Here is a 19855-nt window from a genome sequence, read left to right on the forward strand (position 1 = left end):
CGGTTCTTGCCGGACCAACAAATGTTGGTCCGGCAAGAACCGTCCCCTCTGGGTTTGTCTTAATACCTTGAATTTACATAATAATCTATTACGGATTTTTTCTTTTTGTCTGAAAATACATTTTCTTTCTTTAAAACATCTAAAAGCCATATACTTTTTGAATGCAGGATTGCATACTCATAATCTCCAAGCACTATTTCATACAGCTTTCCTTCAAGGGCAGATGATTCCATTTTAATAAAATATGCGTCAACATTTTCAAAATGTAAAAATCTCAATAGTCGAAACGTGGTTTTATCCTTTTCATTGTAATAGTAATCAGCTTCCCCCAAATACTTTTGATAGTAGCTTATATGCTTGCCCTTGTCCCTAATTTCCTGAGCAATCATTTTATGGTATTTTGCCATCATATTATAGTATTGATAGTTGTACATTCCCTTTTCAAAGCTGTCTATACGCTGAAACGGCTTAATGCTTCTTTCTATCATATACCTATAATTTAGCTCCAAATATTCCTTCTTGTTTATATCGCCATTCATATGTTGAATTATCAATGAATCTCTATGTTCAAAAAAATCATCGAAAATAGTTTTGTTTGGCTTGAAATAATTCATAAAATCACTCTTTCTAAATTGCCATACTATATTGCATATTAATTTTATCAGAAAGTACGAAATTTAGCAACATTAAATAAAGGGGACGTATTTTTCGTTTAAACAACGAAAAACCGTCCTCAATTTGACATTTATTATTATGACATTACTGCCTCTAATATTATTTTATTTCTCAACCCTTCCGGAATATCTTCATAGTCATGATTTACACTCATTATAAAATTAACATTGAATTTTTCTGATAAATATTCTAGTCTGTCAACTACTTCATCTAAACGTTCTAAACCTGCCTGTGCTATCTTATACAGTCCGTCTATGTACACATATTCTACATCATAATCAGTTGCAATTAAACCACATACAAACCCATGAAATTGCTCAGCGTTTGTCAGTCCAAATTCCTTTGTGTTAATATATCTGATTTTATAATCCAAATCAAATATATGTCTGTTGTTCGCTTCTAAGAAAACCATCTTTCCCTGTATACTATCGATTGCCTTGTTTGCCATGTCAATCATTTTTCTCGTTTTGCCGGTACCATTGTGTCCACAAATTAATTGAACCATAATAATCACACTCCTACGCTTATATTTTATAAAAGTTAATTACATTTATATTGTACCACAAACAGAAAATGTTTACACTACTTATTTTTATTTTTTACAAGTTTATTTACATGTCCGCTTGTGTTTTAACTTTAGAACCTTGATAACGTCCTCTTTCCTTCATTTTATCCAATATATCGTCCTTAATTTTCCACCAGCTGATGCCCCAGTTAACAAATAAAGAATTTTCCTCAGGGGCTCTGCCAACTAATCTTTGAACCGTTATATCATCTTGTAAATATTCAAGAAAAGTAATAACCCGTTCCACGTATTCATCCTTTGTTATTACAGTTATTTCCTTATTTTTATATAATATTCCCATAACGGTATTTTCCATTATATAAAGTGAATGGATTTTTACCTGATCAATCTTTAATACTGTCAGTACTTTAGCTGTTTCAATTGTATCGACTATGTCATCGCCCGGTAAATTTAAAATAACATGGGCACAAATTTCGAAATTGTATTTTTTTATTCTTAACACTGCATCAATAAATTCAGAGAGTGTATGTCCTCTGTTTATTGATATCAAAGTATGGTAATTTACTGTTTGGAGTCCAAGCTCTATTGATATATTGACATTATGTTCTTTTTTCACGGAATCAAGAAATATAAGATAATCCTCGGAAATGCAGTCCGGACGAGTAGAAATTGATATTTCAACGATATCATCAACTATAGACTCTTTAATATAGCTTTTAAATACCTCTAACTCAAGATATGTATTTGTATAATTTTGAAAATAAGCTATGAATTTCTTTGCTTTGTACTTTTTTTTGATATAATCCATGTTTATTTTTATTTGTTCTTTAACATCTAATGAATTGTCTAAACTCTCAAAACCTGTTCCGATGTCGGCACAAAAAGTACAGCCTCCATAACCTATTGAACCATCTCTGTTTGGACAGGTGCATGGTATATTGATCGGAAGTTTATAAACCTTTTCGCCATATTTTTCTTTTAAATAATTTGAATATTCATTGTATAATTCAGCCATATTATTCCTACCAGATATTTATTCCTGAGATTCCTCGCTAAGACTCGGAATTACATATTCTAATTATAAACAAATTTTTTTCAATAATCAATGTTATAAATTTTATCTTTATTGCCAATAAATTAATCATATTATTTAAAATATTTTGCAGATAATATATTAACAAATATATTAATAATTACACGGAGGTATAAATGAGAAACGGAATGATTCCAACAGTTGTAGGTACAGTTGTAACGGTAACAGGATTTGCATTAAGAAATTCAAATATTCCAGATTCATATAAAAACGGGATAATAGGATTTGGTTTGGCGCATATTGCCATGGGCTCAGCAGAAATGTTAACTGAAAATATACAAAGAAGCAACATGATGGAGAAAGCAACAAGAGTATTTAGATAAGCATAAGCGAAGAATCTCATACACGTTGAAATGATGAGATTCTTCGAGCTGTGCTCTCAGAATGACGAAGTCATAAATACGTAAGGATTGATCAACGCAGCGATAAGGTTGCAAGAGGGCTTTTTCATCAACCTAAGCGAATATTACATAAAGTAACGAATATAGTCCTGCAATTCCAATTAATAAGTAAACTATTCTTCCGATTTTGTTTTTCCATCCGCCAAATAAACTTTCTACTATATCAATTTTTGATATTCCATAAAGACCCCAGTTTAACGCACCGATAATAATAAGTATTGAAGCTATTGCAGTTATTATTTTCATATTTCCTCCCAAATAAACATTATATTAATACATTATATTTATGACAAAAAGAAATATGTACAAAGCTTTTATATTTATTTCAAATCAAACAATTCTTTTAACTCGTAATATACTCCTGAATTATTGTTGTCGAATTTAGAAATTCTTCTTGCTGCCTTTTTAATTTCTTCGGTTCCATTGACCATGGCAATTCCCATTCCCGCATTTTTCAACATTTCTATATCATTATTATCATCACCTAAAGCTATAATATCCTCAGGTTCTATATTTTTTTGCGCTGCATACTTCTTTAAAGAAGACCACTTACAGCCTTCGAGATGTAAAAATTCCAGCAGCGCTAAGTTTCCTATGTTCCTATTGAAAATTGTATTGTAATGCTTGGGATTAGTCATTTCTGTGCCGAAATCACTGAGTTTATTATATTCATCGAAATAACAAACCGATAAAATCTTGTTGGTTTTTAAAGGATCAAACTTTATCAGCCTGGCTCTGTTATAGTCTTTTTTAATATACCCTGAATATTCATTTTCAAAATCTTCTTTTTCGTATATTATATCATAACCGTTGTCATATTCATCCACATGTATAAAGGGGTTTAAGCCCCTTCTAAGACCTTCTTTATATATTTTTTCGAAAAATAATGGATTGAGATAATTATAGCTCAAAGCTATATCGTTATGTCTCACTACAGACCCGTTGTTTGATAATATTACGGGATTTAAATTACTGATCGGCTCAATTAACTTTTTAGCCATATAATGGTTCCTGCCGGTAGCTATTACTATTTCGATACCTTTTTTATATAATTCGTTCAGTATGTATACTGTTTTATCGTTTATCTGTTTTTCATCATCAAGAAGTGTTCCGTCCAAGTCCGAAACAACCATTTTATATTTCATAAACACCTCATAGATTTTAAATACACAGGGGAGTGCAACAAATTTATTTACTCACTGACCTTCGTATAAATTTGGCACTCTGTGTATAAGACCTACCTCTATTTTTCAGAAAAAAACTCTGAAAAATATGGTTAGGGCTATAAAAAAGGGGACTTAGCCCCATACCTGAATATTACATCAAGGTGTATGAGATTAGTCCGCCTATTTATTTTTCATTTTTTCAATAAATTATTGTGGTACATAAGCATACATAAAGTATTTAAATCCTAATGGACTTGGGAATGCACCTTCAAGCTTTGTGCTCATCATGAATATATCTGTGTAGTAATAAATCGGGCAAACAGCGCCTGTAGACATAAGAATATCTTCTGCCTGATGCATTAAGTCAAAACGTTGTACCTGATCTTTAGATGTTTTTACTTCGGTGATTAATTTATCATATGACTCTGCCCAAGTTTTGCCTGATTCTCCCTTGTAGCTGTAACCTGCATAGTTTGCATGTTCGCCTCTGCCAAATTGAGAATCATTGTTACCACTTGTTGTAATCCACATATCAAGGAATGATATAGGATCATTGTAGTCACCTAACCAGCCATGTCTTGCAACTGAATATTCTCCATTCTTTCTTGTATTAAGGAATGTAGCCCATTCTTGCGTATCAATAGTCATATTGATTCCATACTCTGCAAATGTAGCTTGTAAATTAACAGCTATCGCTTCATGGCCTGTTCCGTTATTAGTTATGTATATGATTGTCGGGAATCCTGCAGAAACCTTTCCATCATCACCAACTGTAAATTTACCTGAAGATTCAGCTGCTTGTTTCAATAATTCTATAGCTTCTGCCGTATTTGCTTCATAATCATCGATATCTACACTGTAATATCCCGAACCGTCTCTGTTAGGTCCGTTGTTTGCTATATATTCAGTTCCGTCAGGCTCTGTTAATCCCATTGCAACGAAGCCTGCAGCCGGTACTTGACCTGCCTGACCTATTTCTTCAACTATGTAGTTCCTGTCAATCATAAGACCAAGAGCTTTTCTTATTGTTGCTTTGTCTGCTTCATCAAATGCTGCAAATGCAGGATCATTTACGTTAAATATAACAAAGTAAGTTCCCAACTGACCTGTGATATAGAATTCATCAGGATGACTTGCTTGCAATGATTGGATTTCTTCGTTAGGAACCTGATCTATAAATAAGTAAGATCCGTTCTGGAAGTTAGCCAGTGTTGAACCATCATCATCATTAAATGCAAATCTAAGTTCGTTAGTTTTTATAGAGTCTGCATCGTGATAGAATTCATTCTTCTGCATTACTAATTCACTTTGTGAGAATTCAACAACCTTGTATGGTCCGTTTCCAACGTAAGTTGAAGCTACTGTAGCCCAATCTTCATTGCCTTCAACTATTGATTCCTTAACAGGCATAAAAGCCGGGAATGCACATAATTCGTGGAAATATGGTACATCAACAGGTAATACAACTGTTAATGATTTGCCGTCTTCAGATGCAGTTACATTTAATTTAGCTCCTTCAACTCCTCCGATAACGTCAAGATAACCATCAATAACATCAAACATATATTCATAGTCGGCAGCTGTATTAGGATCAACTGCTCTGTTCCAAGCATATACGAAATCTTGAGCTGTTAAATCTGAGCCATCACTCCATTTCAGGCCATCTTTCAATTCATAAGTGTACGAAACCATGCCATCTGCAGTTTCCACAGCTTCAGGTAATTCCTTAGCTAAATCTGCATAAAGCTCTAATGTTTCATCCGCTAATTGTTTGTAGCCTACTAATCCCGAGAATGCATGGATTATGTAAGTAGCCCCGTCAACCGCACTGTTAAGTGCAGGGTCAATAGTATCCGGATATGCACCAACGTGTAGTGTCATACTTTCAGCTATTCCTGCCGGTTGTTCACCCGGTTGTTCGTTTGATTCACCTGGTTCATTTGGTTCTGCCGGTGGCGGTGTAGTGTTATTTCCACATGCTGCTAAAGAAAATACCATCAATAGCACCAACAGAATAGATACGATTTTTTTCATTATTAAAATCCCTCCAAATTTTAAATTTTATATTAATTTTTAAAATTAATATCACATTGAGTAAAGCTTTGATTCTTTTTAAATTTTTAAGTTGATTAGTTTTATATAAGCTTGTAACTTGTAATATGTAAAATTTGCTCCGGCATCTGATGCCGGGCAAATATATATCCTATACGTTTATGCATGCCACATGATGTCCCGGTGCAACCTCTCTTAATTCAGGTCTTACTTCCTTGCATTCGGGAGTAGCCCTGTTACATCTTGTTCTAAACGGACATCCCGAAGGCATATTAAGCGGACTCGGAACATCTCCTTCAAGAAGTATCCTCTTATGGTTTCTTGCATATTCAGGATCAGGAATAGGAACTGCAGACAACAAGGAAATAGTGTACGGATGCAGAGGATGATCGTACAATTCGTCAGCCGGTGCCAATTCCATCATTCTTCCCAAGTACATTACAGCTATTCTGTCCGAAATGTGCTTTACAACCAACAGGTCATGGGCTATGAATAAATAAGTTAAATCTAATTTGTTTTGTAAATCTTCAAACGTATTGATTATCTGTGCCTGAATGGAAACGTCAAGTGCAGAAACGGGCTCATCGCAGACAATGAATTCAGGCTCAACCGCTAATGCTCTCGCAATACCGATTCTTTGTCTTTGTCCCCCTGAAAACTCATGTGCATAACGGGTTGCATGCTCACTGTTCAGTCCTACTATACTCATTAATTCATTAATTCTATTCTGTCTCTCGGCTTTTGTTTTGAAAAGCTTCATTACATCCAACGGTTCTCCTACTATATCACCGATAGTCATCCTCGGATTAAGGGACGAATACGGATCCTGAAACACCATTTGCGCATTTCTTCTTAGATAATCTATTGATTTCGGACTTCCGATTTTTTGTCCGTTGAATATTATTTCTCCTGCTGTAGGCTTATACAATTGCAGTATAGTTCTTCCTACTGTAGTCTTACCACATCCGGATTCACCAACTAACCCCAATGTTTCGCCCTTTTTAATGTTAAATGATATATCATCAACTGCTTTAAGCGGCTTGTTTGTTAACATACCTGTCGGAATATCAAAGTATTGCTTTAAATTTTTGACCTCAAGAAGATTATTTTTTTCTTTATTCATGATTATACATCTCCTCTACTTCCTTTATGGTTAATGTCTGGTTTTCTATTCCACCCTTGATATTCATCCAACAGCTTGAAAAATGTGTGTCGCTGATTTTAATTTCACCGGGATTTTTGCGAAGACAGACTTTCATTGCATTGTCGCATCTCGGTGTAAATGGGCATCCGTCAGGCATATTTAATAAATCTACCGGATTCCCTCCAATAGGATGAAGTCTTTCCTTGCTTTGTGCATTAGGAATCGATTTTAACAATCCCTTGGTATACTCATGCTTAGGATTGTAGAATATATCGTCGGAAGTACCTCTTTCGGCAATTTCTCCGGCATACATTACTATTATTTCATCACACATATCCGCAACTACACCTAAATCGTGTGTAATAAGAATTATAGCCATTCCTAGCTGTTTTTGCAAGTCTTTCATTAAATCAAGTATTTGTGCCTGAATTGTAACGTCAAGAGCTGTGGTAGGCTCGTCTGCTATCAAAATATCCGGCTCGCACGCCAAAGCCATAGCAATCATAACTCTTTGTCTCATACCTCCGGAAAATTCATGGGGATACTGAGTGATTCTTTTTTCAGGTTCGTTTACGCCTACAAGCTTCAACATTTCAATTGCTCTTGCCTTGGCCTGTTCTTTATTTCTTTTCGTATGAAGCATGATAGCTTCCATTAACTGATCTCCTATAGTGAAAACAGGATTTAAGCTCGTCATAGGATCCTGGAAAATAATACTTATTTTATTGCCTCTTACGTCCTGCATAATCTCTTTGCTTGAGCCGACTAATTCCTGTCCCTTAAGCTTTATGCTTCCGCCTACAATTCTTCCTGGATTAGTCAGTATCTGAAGTATGGAGTATGCCGTAACGCTCTTTCCCGAACCTGATTCTCCAACTATTCCAAGTACCTTTCCTTCTTCTAACTCGAATGACACTCCATTAACTGCTTTAACCTCTCCCGAAGAGGTGAAAAATGAAGTGTACAAATCTTTTACTGATAATAAACTCATTTCTATTCCTCCTCTACTTCTTCAATTTTGGGTCAAAGGCGTCTCTCAAGCCATCGCCTAAAAGGTTAAAAGATAAAACTATCAACCATATGCTTATGGCCGGTATTATCAGTCTGTATGGGTAAGTGTAAATACCCGCCAGTGCATCCGAAGCTAATGAACCCAAGCTTGGCATCGGTATGGATACACCGAGACCGAGGAAACTTAAATAGCTTTCCGTAAATATAGCAGAAGGTATCTGTAAAGCTGTCGATATAATTATTACACTCATACAATTAGGAAGCAGATGCTTTTGTATAATTCTTCTTGGCTTTGCTCCCAGTGATCTTGCTGCCAATACATATTCCTGCTGCTTTATGGACAATATCTGTCCACGAACTAATCTTGCCATTCCAACCCAGTATAATATGGCAAACACTATGAATATACTTATCATGTCAGTACCCATTTTAGCCAATGTCGTACCTTCAATAGCAGGAGTTAATGTCTGCTTCAGTACAACAGAGAATAAAATTATCATAAGCATATCCGGTAATGAGTAAATAATATCTACGATTCTCATCATAAACAGGTCCACCCGTCCGCCAAAATAACCGGCTATGGAACCGTAAACAATACCTATAATTAAAACTATTATAGCAGCAAAAAATCCAACTAACAAGGAAATTCTTCCGCCGTATATTACTCTGATTGCATAATCTCGTCCGGATGCATCAGTTCCGAAAATATGCGGAAATATTTTTTCACCGTTTGCAATCCTTTCAAGCTCTGTTTCACCATATTCAAACGGAGCCAGATTATTATAAGTTTTATCTATTCTTTTTCCCTGCGCTACCCCCAGCTGCTGTTCATACGTATAAGGGTACACCATAGGTACAAAGGTAACTATCAACGCAATTAATATAATGATGGACAATGAAGCCATCGCAATTTTATTTTTTCTTAATCTCCTCATGCCATCCTTGAAGAATGTGGTGCTTTCGCTCATTCTCACCTGCTGAAGCTTTTCATCGTCGGTCGCTTTTTCAAAATCTTTCAGATTCAGTTGAAAGCTGAGCAAATTCTTTTTTGGCATAGTATCTTGATTATTCATATGTCATTTGCCTCCTATTCCTATGACAAATCAATTCTTGGGTCGAACACCTTGTAAAGGATGTCTGTTATAAGCATCATAATAACTATAAGTGCCGCCAAAAATATCGTTGTTCCCATTATCATCGTGTAATCACGGTTAACAATACTTGAAATGAATTCCTTTCCAAGTCCGGGTACGGCTAATATTTTTTCGACTACCAGACTTCCTGTTATTATATACGCAATCATAGGACCTGCATACGTAACTACAGGTATTACCGCATTACGAAGAGCATGTTTGAATAAAACCTTGGGCGGTTTCACACCTTTGGCTCTCGCAGTCCTTATATAATCCTGACCAAGAACATCAAGCATACTTGACCTTGTCAATCTGATGATATACGACATCGGATATAAGGCAAGAGAAATTATAGGCAGTACCAATCCCCCCGGTTCATTACCGTTAGCCGGAAAAAGCTTTAAATTCACACAAAATATCAAAAGCACCAGCGTTGCTATAATAAACGAGGGCATGGCAACCATTGCCGTAGAAATGAACATTATTACTTTATCAATTACTTTATTATGAAAAACCGCCGCGATTGAACCAAATATCAGACCGAGAACAATCGCAGAACCTGCCGCTGTTCCTCCAAGCTTGGCACTTACTTTAAATCCATTCATAATTATTGTGGAAACATTTCTGCCTCTTTGCTTAATCGACGGACCAAAGTCAAATTTTAAAACATCTTTCAAATATGTTGTGTACTGCTGGCTTAACGGCTTGTCTAATCCGTATTTTGCCTCTAATGCTGCCGTAACAGCAGCGCTCGGAGCTTTTTCTTTCAAGAAAGGGTTTCCGGGAATACTGTGCATTGCAAAAAATGTAATGGTTATTATTAAGAATATGGTAATAACCGCAAGGACTAGCCTTTTACAAATATATAATGCCAATTTAGAACTCATTATAATACCTCCAAATTAATTACAAAATTGCTACGAAAATTTCCCTTTGCTGTATATGATTATTCATCATCGCATTTTGAATATTTTCTTACAATTAATGCGTAAACCATTATAACACAACAAAATTCATATTTCAATATTTTTTATTAATATGCTTACAATGAATATTAATGTAATAGAAAGCGTTTATCTGAACAATGCAAACGCATTCAAGTGTTAAAGTTGCCATATTTTAGAACACATTTGCACCGAAAACAATTGTATCTATATACATATTTTCTCATTTTTCACAAAAATGCAAACATTTTTCTGCATTCAAAAAACGTATTTTGTAAATAATACACGAACAAATAAAAACCAGTTTATTTGATTTTTTCAAGGATGCTTATCAATAAATTATATACATTTTCTACCGATTTTATGTCTACATGTTCGTTTGGTGAATGAGCATCAAAAGCATCAGGCCCTAAGGATATAGCATCTAAACCCTGGATTTTCTCCATTAACAATCCGCATTCCAGTCCTGCGTGTATTGCCTCAACTTTTGGTTCCTTTCCATATATGTCTTTATAGCTTTTTATGCAGATGTTTCTTATTTCCGATTTTTCTTTAAATTCCCAGCCGGGATAATATCCGGAAATAAAGCATTCTATTCCCAGGCTTTCACCTATTTGTTCCATTACAAAAGTCAGATCCTCTGTCATCAGGGATTTTACCGAGCTTCTTGCTTGATTATGAAGCGTTATATATTTTTCGTCCTGAGTAATAACTCCAAGATTATTAGAGCTTATTATGAGGTTAATAACCGTACTTCTTGATAATGGTCCGTTGGGAATCAGATTTATAGCAGAAACAACTTTTTTAAACACATCTCTTTCTAATACCTCTGCTTCTGCATTTATATTTTCAAGCATAACAGTAATATTAGAATCCGTTGTCATATATTCGTTTTTCAAAATTTCATTCCACAGCTTAACTTTATCTTTAACCTTTTCACCATCGTTCATCGCAATATAAGCATTGGCTTCTCTGGGTATAGCATTACCCTTTGAACCGCCTGTTATATTTATCAAATCTATATAATCATATAAATCATAAAGGATTCTGCCTAATATTTTATTTGCATTCCCTTTTTCTTTATGAATATCCGTACCTGAGTGTCCTCCCGATAAACCTTTTACACTGAGCTTGCAGCAATTTTTTCTTACTTCCTGATATTTTACCGGGATTTTAAATTCAATTCCGCATCCGCCTGCACAGCCGCATGTAAATACTCCTTCTTCTTCGCTGTCTAAGTTCAGGAGATACTTGGCTTTAAAAATACTTCCATCCACCTTATCGGCACCTGTCATACCCTTTTCTTCATCCGAAGTTATTAAAACTTCAAGTGCCGGGTGCGACAATTCGTCTGAATCCAAAATGGACAATGCATAAGCAACGGCAATGCCGTTATCCGCACCTAAGGTAGTTTCGGTTGCATAAATACATCCCTCTTTTATTCTTAGTTTTATAGGGTCTTTACTAAAATCATGCTGAACCCCTTCGTTTTTTTCACATACCATGTCCATATGACCCTGCAGCATAACGACAGGCGCATTTTCATAGCCCTCCGTTGCAGGTTTTTTAATGATTATATTTAAATAATCATCCTGTATAACTTCCCATCCCTTAGATATACTTAAGTTATACAAATAGTCAGAAATCTCTTTTTCATAACCGGAACATCTTGGTATCTTAGAAATTTCTTCAAAATAATAAAACACTTTTTCAGGCTTCAAGCCTCCTAACACTCTTTCCATTTTCACCCTCCATATTACACGAATTTTAATCTACTTTCCCTATTCTGTTTAATGGGAAAAATCTAAAAATTACATTTCCGATTATTTTACTTTCTTCTATATATGGTTTTTCCCAATAACGTGCATCAAAAGAAAGAGGTCTGTTATCACCAAAAAATAAATAATGTTTTTCAGGAATATTAAATATTTTTGATATGCCTTCAGCATTAGTTACATATGGCTCATCTAACTTTTCTCCGTTTATATAAACACTGCCGTCTTTTTTTACTTCCACAGTTTCTCCGGGAAAGCCAATCAACCTTTTAACAAGACGTTTTTCTTCTAATTCGTCAGATTTGAAAACCAATATATCTCCTCTTTTAGCATCATTTATATCGAATAATTCATTAACATATAATCTATCCCCGGGCATTATTGCTGTTTCCATAGAGCCGGTAGGTACTGTTACTAAAATGAAAATATATTTATTCAATAACAATACGATAGCCAAAGCAACAACAACGGGTACAACCCATTCCTTGACAAAATATTTCATTGCTTCACATCCATTTCATTTAGTTATTGCAGTACATCATTGAAAACACGCAAAAAATTTCCGCCTATAATTAATTTCGCATCATCTTCCGATATACCTCTTTTTAAAATTTCTTCAGTCAGCAGCACTGCATCAGCATGAGAGCTTAAGCTGTCACTGTTAAAAGGTTCAAATTTGAATTTCATTTCACTTTCATAATAGCTGTTGCATAAGTCAAATCCATATCCCACGTGAGAAGCTCCAACCAATTTAACCATGTACTCTATATGATCAGCCAGTTTTTTAATAGGATCCTCTCCCTCACCTACACCGGCAATATTTTTATATGCATTTATTCCTATTACACCATTTCTTTCTGCAATTGCTTTTATTTGTTCATCCGTAAGATTACGCATTCTTCCATGTAATGTCCTTGCATTAGAATGAGAAGCAATAAAAGGTTTATCGGTAAATTTCACTATATCCCAAAATCCTTCATCATTTAAATGGCTCACATCTATAAGCATATTTAATTCTTCCATTCTTTTTACAACCTTAACTCCAAACCTTGAAAGACCGCCTCTTTGACCTTCCTCCACAGGATTGAAGCTGCAGCCGTCCGCAACATAATTTCTTCTTGACCACACTAATCCGGCAGCTCTCACTCCTAATTCGTAAAATATTCTTAAAAGTCCTATATCATTACCTATTGGATCTAAACCTTCAAATGATAGTATAATTCCTATTTTATTTTCTCTTATACAATGGTTCAGTTGTTCTTTTGATTTAATTAAAACAACCTCTCCGTCACATGTTTCTATATCTTCCATCAAAGCATTGATTTGTCCTAATGCAACTCTTAATCCCATTTCAGGCAAAAATATATCATCCATAAATAAAGATGATACGATGATGTTAAAGCCACCCTTTCTGAAACTTTCAAGGTATCTGTTTTTAATCACTTCTTTTTCTCCGGCTAAATACCTGTTATATATTTCTCCGGCTAAATCTAAATGAGTGTCTATAACTACATTGTTCTTATGCAAGTTTATAGCAGCATTTTTAAAGTCCATCTATTTCTCCTTCTGCATTAATATATAAGCTAATTATAAATAATATATGAAAAATTTACAAGCTTTATTAATAAATAAAGGATTTGTGCTTTGCACAAATCCTTAGAATATCCTTCACTGCGTTCGGGATGACATAGAAAAGTTTTTTATTTATTTTTAATTATTTGAATATCCTTAGAAGCCTTATTTAAAACCTCGTTACCGTTTTCGGTTACAGCCACGATATTCTCTATTCTCATACCAAATTTACCTGCTATGTAGATACCCGGTTCAACACTGAATACCATTCCTGCTTCAAGATATCTTTCATTGCTTTTCTTTATGTCGGGAGCTTCATGAACTGAATATCCTATACCGTGTCCGAGACGAGTGAAGAAGTACTTTTCATACCCTGCATCTATAATAACGTCTCTTGCCGCTTTATCAACATCAGGTATGTACGCTCCTTTAACGGCAGCTTTTTCTCCTGCTTCTTGAGATTTAAGCACTATTTCATAAATCTTTCTTTCTTCCTCGGAAATATCTCCTACGAACACTGTTCTTGACATATCCGAACACATGCCGTTGTACTTGCATCCCCAGTCTAAAATTATTATATCTTTTTCCTGTATAACCCTTTGATCTGAGTTGTAATGAGGATAGGATGAATTAGGTCCCGAGCATACCATGGTAAATCCCTCATCAGCACCCTTTGCTTTGAAAATTTCTTTCATCTTTCTTGCGATATCGGCTTCCTTTATACCCGGTTTTATGAATTTTAACAGTTCTTCATAGGATTCATCCGTTATACGTGCTGCCATTCTTAAATCATTAAGCTCATTTTCATCCTTTATCATACGCATTTCTTCAAGCAGCGGTTTTCCGTTAACAAATTTAACATCCAAGGCGTCCATTATCTGAAGGACAATAAATGCTCTTTCTGTTGAGTTAACCGCAATTGTTTTTCCTATGAGGTCATTTTCTTCGAAAGCCTTCTTAACCGTATCAGTAAATACGTCCCCGTCAAACCATCCGTAAACTTTTATATCCGGTCCTAACACTGCCTGTACCTCATCTGAAGTCAGCAGATTACAAATATAAAAATACGTTCCGTCCTTTTTAATTATTAATGCCTGGAATCTTTCACACAAATGTGTGTTATGGTCCATTATAAATTCCATTTCCTCTGATGGGGCTATAAGTATTGCATCAATATTTCTGTCTTGCAAAATCTTTACTAACCTGTCAAAATACTTTTTTCTCACTTTAAACCTCCCTTTGTACGATTGATTATAAATTGATTAGCAATAGACTTGCGATTGATTAGCAATTGATTTATTCAAATCAACTGCCCATCCACCGCTTATCCATCACCCATCTATTGCATATCCATTGTTATATTATACCACAGATGGTTCTAAAATCAAATTGCCGGTTTTAAATCTGTTTAAATTTAACATACTTACATCTATAGTGGGTTTTTCTCCTAAAATCATTTCAGACATAACAACTCCCGTTATTGGTCCAAACATAAATCCATGACCGCTGTAGCCGACAGCAAGATAAAAGCCTTCGACATTTTCCGCTTTGCCATAAATCGGTTGCTTATCAGGAGTCATATTATATAGTCCTGCCCACTGTCTTACCATCCTTAATTGCATGATAGGAGGCAGAACCTTTTCAATTGTTTTAGCCATTTCTTCGGCAAAATGCCAACTTGAAGTAACTCTCAAATCTCTTGGTTCATTTTCGTCACCTCTGCCCATTATAAATGAGCCCTCAGGTGATTGCTGTATATAAAAATTAAGACCGAAAGACATAACCATCGGACCCTGCATAGGCTCAACCGGCTCCGTAACAAGAATCTGATGTCTCTCTGAATAAACGGGTATATCCAATCCAACCATGTCACTCAGCCTTTTAGAATGTCCGTTTGTTGCGTTTACTACGATGTTTGTTGAAATATAACCTTTATTTGTTTCAACTCCCACTACCTTATTGTTTTCAACTTTAACGTCGGTTGCTTCGGTAAATGTATAAAACTCTACGCCTAATCTTTTGGCCGCTCTGTAAAATGCATCCGTAGTTTTAAAAGGATTTAAAAATCCGTCTTTTTTACAAAAGGCAGCACCCTTTAACACATCCGTGTTCAGATATGGTACAATTTCTCTGGCCTCCTGCAGCGTTAACATTTTAGAAGGAATGCCCAAACTATTCTGTAGCTCTATATTCTTTTTAAATTGAATTAATTCCTTTTCAGTGTCTGCAACAAGCAAGTATCCCTCTTGTTTAAATTCTACATCTCTTTCATATTCCAGAATTTCATTGGCATGCTCATAAAATTCTATACTTTTCTTTGCAATTTTGCAGTTCATTTCTGTTCCCCACTGCATCCTTACTCCGGCTCCGCACCTGCCTGTTGAACCGCTGCAAATATAGCTTTTATCTATAACAACAATATCCTTTACACCCTTTTTAGCCAGATTATAAGCTATTGAGCAGCCTGATATGCCGGCACCTATAATAACAACTTCCGCTTTATTCTTCATCTTTTTTCCCCTCCTTTGCTATTAAACCCAATTTTACTCCTACAACCGGAGGTCTTGTAGTTTGAAATTTTATGTCCTTTATATTTTGACCTGTCATATTTGCAATTTCTCTCATCACAAGCTGTCCACACGTTTTTCCCTGACATGGTCCCATTCCTATACGGGTTATTCTTTTTATTTCATCATAGGTTACATAACCGTCGTTAATCAGATCCCTGACTTGTTTCAATGTAACATCGGAGCATCTGCAGATTATTGTATTTTCATTCATCACTTTGCCTCCACTTTAATATTTCTTAAATCATATAAATATTTTCTGCCTGCTTCCACAGTAACAATAGGAGTTCTGTCAAATGATTTAGGATTTAATACGCCAACAATCTTCACATCAGTTATGTGCCGTCCTTCTCTGTCTAATCCCATAACTGTGTCCCCAACCTTCGGCAACGGTAAAAATTCATATGGTATTTTTATTAAGACAGTAGTTTCAGATTTAGAACCATCAACTATCATAATTGCAAGTCCGGGACATTTTGTCAGGCAAATTGCACAACCGGTACAATTATCTGAGGTAACCGCCGGTATGGTATTTATATCTTCACCTATATTTATTGCATCAAATTTACATGCAGTTTCACATGGGTTACAGGGTATTTCCTTATAGCATTCTATAACTGCAACCGGTCCTTTGTTAATTCTTTCTATAGAAGGGAATTTACCCATTACCATTTCTTTGCTTGGTATTCCAGTTTTCTCGAACATCATATCCTCCTGCTATACTACTATTTGTTCAATACCTGACAATATATGTTTACCCACAGGTCCTGAACGAAGCGCATCTAATTGTTTTACGAAGTCATTTTTTCTTTCATCAAAATCGTCTGTCTTATATCCTATTTTTGCTGCAGCACAAAGGCCAGCCAGATATCCTTCTACCATGGCCGCACTTGCTTCCTCAACACCTGTTGTATCTCCTGCTGCAAATATATTTTCAATTGTAGTTTCGTAATTTTCATTTCTTAAAGGGACAAATCCGCTAAGCTGAGGAACATATTTCATTTGACATCCCCTCATGGCAAGAAGCTCATTAAGCGGAGTCAATCCTACCGAAATACACATAACGTCAACATCAAATTCTTTTTCGGTTCCTTCTATGGGCTGGAATTTATCATCAACTTGACATATTACTGCTTTTTCAATAAAATCCTTGCCTATAGCTTCTTTTACCGTGTATGATGTCAAAATCGGCACACCCATTCTTCTTATTTTTGAGGCATGTACCAGGTAACCTCCTATCTTGGAAGCGGCATCCAATATTGCAACTACCTCAACGCCTGCCTGCATTAATTGATAGCTTACAATTAATCCTATATTTCCTGCTCCGACCATCAGAACTTTGTTTCCCGGCTTAACACCATGAACGTTCATCAATGTCTGAACAGCACCTGCCCCGTAAATTCCCGGAAGGTCGTTATTAGGAAAAGCCAATGATTTTTCAAAAGCTCCCGTTGCCACAACCACAGCTTTAGCCGAAATTTTAAAGAAATCATCTTCTTTATAAAGGGCAGTTATAATACCGTCTTCATACATTCCCACCACTGTTGTATCCGCTAATATCTCAACGTTTTCCTTGTACTTATCAAGCTCATTCAATAAAATCTCGGTAATATCGATTCCACGGGTAGATGCATATTGTTTTTCTGAGCCGAAGAACATATGTGTTTGTTTTACTAATTGACCGCCTAAATATTTATTTCTTTCTATTATTAAAACCTTTGCACCACTTTTAGCTGCACTGATTGCCGCACATAAACCGGCAGGACCTCCACCTATAATTAATAATTCTGCCTGTCTCATACTATCACTCCCTTGCCTTCCTGAGTTTCAACTATCATTCCTTCTTCAAGATCGGTTACACATGTTTTTACGTTTGCAACACCGTTAACAGTCATAAGGCATGATGAACAATTTCCTATTGCACAGTAGAAACCTCTTGGCCTGTGTAAAAACAAACTCTTGCCAAGAACCTTAACTCCTGAAGCATGGAGTGCTGCTGCTATGGTTTCACCTTCATAGCCTTCAATTTTTTCACCGTTAAATGTAAAATTAATTTTCTTATCTTTCTTAAATTCCAATATAGGATGTTCTTCAATTCTCATCATATCACTCCCATTTTAAAGATTTCTAATATTTAAGCAATTAATATGCCAAACTTACATGTCGTTCTGAACGAAATGAAAAATCTCATAATTTGAATAAATTCCAAACTGCGTTCCGGGTGACATGCATCAAACACTGTCAAATTATCGACGGTGTGTCGATTTATTGACATGTCGGTTTATTGACGTAACAATTGCAATAATTATTAAAATTTCTTGATTTTTATATGCTATGTGGTATAATACACTATGTTTTAAAAGAAAAATACTTCCTAAGATTATTTTATATCTTAAGGATTGGAGGATATATGAAAATCATAATTGTTGGCGGTGGAAAGGTAGGATATACATTAGCCCAGCATCTTGTAACAGAAGACCATGATATAGTATTGATTGATGATGATACGGATGTATTAAATCATGCAGATGAAACCCTGGATATAATGTGTATAAAGGGCAACGGAGCAAGCGTTGAAATACTCAAAGAGGCAGGCGTTGATGAAACTGATTTGCTTATTGCAGTGACTAACGGAGATGAATTAAATATGATTTGCTGTGTTATAGGTAAAAAATTAGGAGCTAAGCATACGGTTGCACGTATCAGGAATACTGATTATTCAAATGAATATAAAATGCTCAAGCAGGAGCTTGAACTTGATATGGTGATTAATCCTGAGATGGAATCAGCCAATGAAATCACAAGGATGCTTCAATTTACTTCAGCAGCCAATGTGGAAACATTCGCCAACAATATGCTTGAAATGGTAGAATTCAGGGTTTTGGAATCAGATACAATACTAAACATAAAATTAATGGATCTAACTAAGCAGCTTCCTTCTAAGGTTCTGTTCTGTGGTGTAAAAAGAGACAAAGAAATTACAATACCTAAAGGTAACTTCTCGTTTAAAGAAAATGATTTGGTCTACGTAATAGGCGAAAAGAAAGATATTTCACATTTTTTTTCATTTCTAGGAAGAAGTTCTCAAAAAGCAAAAAACGTAATTATAATCGGGGGCAGCAGAATCGCTATTTATTTATCCTGGATGTTGGAAGACATAGGTATGCATGTGAAAATAATTGAATTAAGTAAAGAAAGATGCCTTTTGTTGAGTGAAATTTTAAATGATACATTGATTATTTGCGGTGACGGAACTGACCAGGAGGTTTTGGATAATGAAAATATTCAAACTGCCGATGCAATAGTTACACTGACTGATATGGATGAAGAGAATTTAATTTCTTCGCTATACGCTCACCAATGTGGTGTCCCTAAGGTAATTCTCAAAATTAATCGCCATAATTATATTCCGATAATTAAAAAGCTTGGTTTGGACAGTATTATAAGTCCAAAATTTTCAACATCAAACAACATTTTAAGATATGTAAGAGCATTGGTCAATTCTCAGGGAATAGCTGTTGAAAAGCTTTATAAAATTTTGGATGACGAAGCAGAGGTCGCCGAATTTACGGCTAAAAATTCGCCTGATTTACTTAATATTAAATTAAAAGATTTAAATTTGAAAAGTGATGTATTGATTGCGGCACTGGTGCGCAACAAAAAAATTATAATACCTTACGGTGATGATTTTATAAAAGAGGGAGATAAGGTAATAGTTGTGACCAAGACAGGATTTATTACGGACCTCAACGAAATATTAGAAATATGACTGATTTAAAATCATTTGAAATAGCAA

Annotated in this window: 21 protein-coding genes; 2 read left to right on the forward strand and 19 right to left on the reverse strand. The window is 35.3% G+C overall.

Annotated elements, in window-relative coordinates:
* Positions 1-59: 59 nt before the first annotated feature.
* From HZF24_RS16275 to HZF24_RS16285, 3 genes are all read right to left on the reverse strand, one after another.
* Positions 60-614, reverse strand: coding sequence for a DUF6648 family protein (locus tag HZF24_RS16275; RefSeq protein WP_179239425.1), 555 nt, complete (start codon positions 612-614; stop codon positions 60-62).
* 137 nt (positions 615-751) lie between these two features.
* Entirely contained in the window at positions 752-1180 is a 429-nt protein-coding gene (locus HZF24_RS16280; protein ID WP_179239426.1) for a hypothetical protein, read from the reverse strand.
* Between the two features lie 106 nt (positions 1181-1286).
* Entirely contained in the window at positions 1287-2216 is a 930-nt protein-coding gene (locus tag HZF24_RS16285; protein WP_179239427.1) for a TIGR01212 family radical SAM protein, read from the reverse strand.
* A 194-nt stretch (positions 2217-2410) separates the two neighbouring features.
* Here HZF24_RS16285 and HZF24_RS16290 point away from each other — a divergent pair, with 194 nt between their 5' ends.
* On the forward strand, positions 2411-2617 hold the full coding sequence (locus tag HZF24_RS16290) for an asparagine synthase (RefSeq protein ID WP_179239428.1): 207 nt from the start codon (positions 2411-2413) through the stop codon (positions 2615-2617).
* A gap of 132 nt (positions 2618-2749) precedes the next feature.
* Here HZF24_RS16290 and HZF24_RS16295 read toward each other — a convergent pair whose 3' ends face one another.
* From HZF24_RS16295 to HZF24_RS16370, 16 genes are all read right to left on the reverse strand, one after another.
* Positions 2750-2941 (reverse strand): DUF378 domain-containing protein, encoded by a 192-nt coding sequence (locus tag HZF24_RS16295; RefSeq protein WP_179239429.1) that lies wholly within the window; start codon positions 2939-2941, stop codon positions 2750-2752.
* A 74-nt stretch (positions 2942-3015) separates the two neighbouring features.
* Entirely contained in the window at positions 3016-3840 is an 825-nt protein-coding gene (locus HZF24_RS16300) for an HAD family hydrolase (protein WP_179239430.1), read from the reverse strand.
* Between the two features lie 228 nt (positions 3841-4068).
* On the reverse strand, positions 4069-5895 hold the full coding sequence (locus HZF24_RS16305; protein WP_179239431.1) for a peptide ABC transporter substrate-binding protein: 1827 nt from the start codon (positions 5893-5895) through the stop codon (positions 4069-4071).
* A gap of 169 nt (positions 5896-6064) precedes the next feature.
* Complete coding sequence (locus HZF24_RS16310) at positions 6065-7036, reverse strand: ABC transporter ATP-binding protein (protein WP_179239432.1); 972 nt, start codon at positions 7034-7036, stop codon at positions 6065-6067.
* A complete protein-coding gene (locus HZF24_RS16315) occupies positions 7029-8048 on the reverse strand; it encodes an ABC transporter ATP-binding protein (protein ID WP_179239433.1) in 1020 nt (339 codons plus the stop codon). Before HZF24_RS16315 ends, HZF24_RS16310 begins: the two co-directional genes overlap by 8 nt.
* 13 nt (positions 8049-8061) lie before the next feature.
* Positions 8062-9141, reverse strand: coding sequence for an ABC transporter permease (locus tag HZF24_RS16320; protein ID WP_179239434.1), 1080 nt, complete (start codon positions 9139-9141; stop codon positions 8062-8064).
* Between the two features lie 20 nt (positions 9142-9161).
* On the reverse strand, positions 9162-10076 hold the full coding sequence (locus tag HZF24_RS16325) for an ABC transporter permease (protein WP_281372308.1): 915 nt from the start codon (positions 10074-10076) through the stop codon (positions 9162-9164).
* Positions 10077-10450: 374 nt separating this feature from the next.
* On the reverse strand, positions 10451-11887 hold the full coding sequence (locus HZF24_RS16330) for an aminoacyl-histidine dipeptidase (protein WP_179239436.1): 1437 nt from the start codon (positions 11885-11887) through the stop codon (positions 10451-10453).
* Between the two features lie 25 nt (positions 11888-11912).
* Positions 11913-12422, reverse strand: a complete 510-nt coding sequence (gene lepB, locus HZF24_RS16335) for a signal peptidase I (protein ID WP_179239437.1) — start codon at positions 12420-12422, stop codon at positions 11913-11915.
* A 23-nt stretch (positions 12423-12445) separates the two neighbouring features.
* Positions 12446-13474 (reverse strand): dipeptidase, encoded by a 1029-nt coding sequence (locus tag HZF24_RS16340; protein ID WP_179239438.1) that lies wholly within the window; start codon positions 13472-13474, stop codon positions 12446-12448.
* 146 nt (positions 13475-13620) lie between these two features.
* Positions 13621-14718: a M24 family metallopeptidase gene (locus HZF24_RS19385; protein WP_179239439.1), complete on the reverse strand. Its 1098-nt coding sequence runs from the start codon at positions 14716-14718 to the stop codon at positions 13621-13623.
* 135 nt (positions 14719-14853) lie between these two features.
* On the reverse strand, positions 14854-16002 hold the full coding sequence (locus HZF24_RS16350) for an NAD(P)/FAD-dependent oxidoreductase (protein WP_179239440.1): 1149 nt from the start codon (positions 16000-16002) through the stop codon (positions 14854-14856).
* On the reverse strand, positions 15992-16273 hold the full coding sequence (locus HZF24_RS16355) for a (2Fe-2S)-binding protein (protein ID WP_179239441.1): 282 nt from the start codon (positions 16271-16273) through the stop codon (positions 15992-15994). Before HZF24_RS16355 ends, HZF24_RS16350 begins: the two co-directional genes overlap by 11 nt.
* A complete protein-coding gene (locus tag HZF24_RS16360) occupies positions 16273-16764 on the reverse strand; it encodes a 4Fe-4S ferredoxin (protein ID WP_179239442.1) in 492 nt (163 codons plus the stop codon). Before HZF24_RS16360 ends, HZF24_RS16355 begins: the two co-directional genes overlap by 1 nt.
* 12 nt (positions 16765-16776) lie before the next feature.
* Entirely contained in the window at positions 16777-17859 is a 1083-nt protein-coding gene (locus HZF24_RS16365; RefSeq protein ID WP_179239443.1) for an NAD(P)/FAD-dependent oxidoreductase, read from the reverse strand.
* Positions 17856-18161 (reverse strand): (2Fe-2S)-binding protein, encoded by a 306-nt coding sequence (locus HZF24_RS16370; RefSeq protein ID WP_179239444.1) that lies wholly within the window; start codon positions 18159-18161, stop codon positions 17856-17858. Before HZF24_RS16370 ends, HZF24_RS16365 begins: the two co-directional genes overlap by 4 nt.
* Positions 18162-18469: 308 nt before the next feature.
* Between HZF24_RS16370 and trkA the strand changes: the two genes are divergently transcribed.
* Complete coding sequence (trkA, locus tag HZF24_RS16375) at positions 18470-19828, forward strand: Trk system potassium transporter TrkA (RefSeq protein WP_179239445.1); 1359 nt, start codon at positions 18470-18472, stop codon at positions 19826-19828.
* Positions 19829-19855 lie beyond the last annotated feature (27 nt).

Source organism: Sedimentibacter hydroxybenzoicus DSM 7310 (assembly GCF_013403245.1).
GTDB classification, from domain to species: Bacteria; Bacillota; Clostridia; order Tissierellales; family Sedimentibacteraceae; genus Sedimentibacter; species Sedimentibacter hydroxybenzoicus.

Bases quoted from the DNA above. Each gene is read 5' to 3' on its own strand.
- HZF24_RS16275 (WP_179239425.1), bottom strand. From the start codon at position 614: ATGAATTATTTCAAGCCAAACAAAACTATTTTCGATGATTTTTTTGAA.
- HZF24_RS16280 (WP_179239426.1), bottom strand. From the start codon at position 1,180: ATGGTTCAATTAATTTGTGGACACAATGGTACCGGCAAAACGAGAAAA.
- HZF24_RS16285 (WP_179239427.1), bottom strand. From the start codon at position 2,216: ATGGCTGAATTATACAATGAATATTCAAATTATTTAAAAGAAAAATAT.
- HZF24_RS16290 (WP_179239428.1), top strand. From the start codon at position 2,411: ATGAGAAACGGAATGATTCCAACAGTTGTAGGTACAGTTGTAACGGTA.
- HZF24_RS16295 (WP_179239429.1), bottom strand. From the start codon at position 2,941: ATGAAAATAATAACTGCAATAGCTTCAATACTTATTATTATCGGTGCG.
- HZF24_RS16300 (WP_179239430.1), bottom strand. From the start codon at position 3,840: ATGAAATATAAAATGGTTGTTTCGGACTTGGACGGAACACTTCTTGAT.
- HZF24_RS16305 (WP_179239431.1), bottom strand. From the start codon at position 5,895: ATGAAAAAAATCGTATCTATTCTGTTGGTGCTATTGATGGTATTTTCT.
- HZF24_RS16310 (WP_179239432.1), bottom strand. From the start codon at position 7,036: ATGAATAAAGAAAAAAATAATCTTCTTGAGGTCAAAAATTTAAAGCAA.
- HZF24_RS16315 (WP_179239433.1), bottom strand. From the start codon at position 8,048: ATGAGTTTATTATCAGTAAAAGATTTGTACACTTCATTTTTCACCTCT.
- HZF24_RS16320 (WP_179239434.1), bottom strand. From the start codon at position 9,141: ATGAATAATCAAGATACTATGCCAAAAAAGAATTTGCTCAGCTTTCAA.
- HZF24_RS16330 (WP_179239436.1), bottom strand. From the start codon at position 11,887: ATGGAAAGAGTGTTAGGAGGCTTGAAGCCTGAAAAAGTGTTTTATTAT.
- lepB (WP_179239437.1), bottom strand. From the start codon at position 12,422: ATGAAATATTTTGTCAAGGAATGGGTTGTACCCGTTGTTGTTGCTTTG.
- HZF24_RS16340 (WP_179239438.1), bottom strand. From the start codon at position 13,474: ATGGACTTTAAAAATGCTGCTATAAACTTGCATAAGAACAATGTAGTT.
- HZF24_RS16350 (WP_179239440.1), bottom strand. From the start codon at position 16,002: ATGAAGAATAAAGCGGAAGTTGTTATTATAGGTGCCGGCATATCAGGC.
- HZF24_RS16355 (WP_179239441.1), bottom strand. From the start codon at position 16,273: ATGAATGAAAATACAATAATCTGCAGATGCTCCGATGTTACATTGAAA.
- HZF24_RS16360 (WP_179239442.1), bottom strand. From the start codon at position 16,764: ATGTTCGAGAAAACTGGAATACCAAGCAAAGAAATGGTAATGGGTAAA.
- HZF24_RS16365 (WP_179239443.1), bottom strand. From the start codon at position 17,859: ATGAGACAGGCAGAATTATTAATTATAGGTGGAGGTCCTGCCGGTTTA.
- HZF24_RS16370 (WP_179239444.1), bottom strand. From the start codon at position 18,161: ATGAGAATTGAAGAACATCCTATATTGGAATTTAAGAAAGATAAGAAA.
- trkA (WP_179239445.1), top strand. From the start codon at position 18,470: ATGAAAATCATAATTGTTGGCGGTGGAAAGGTAGGATATACATTAGCC.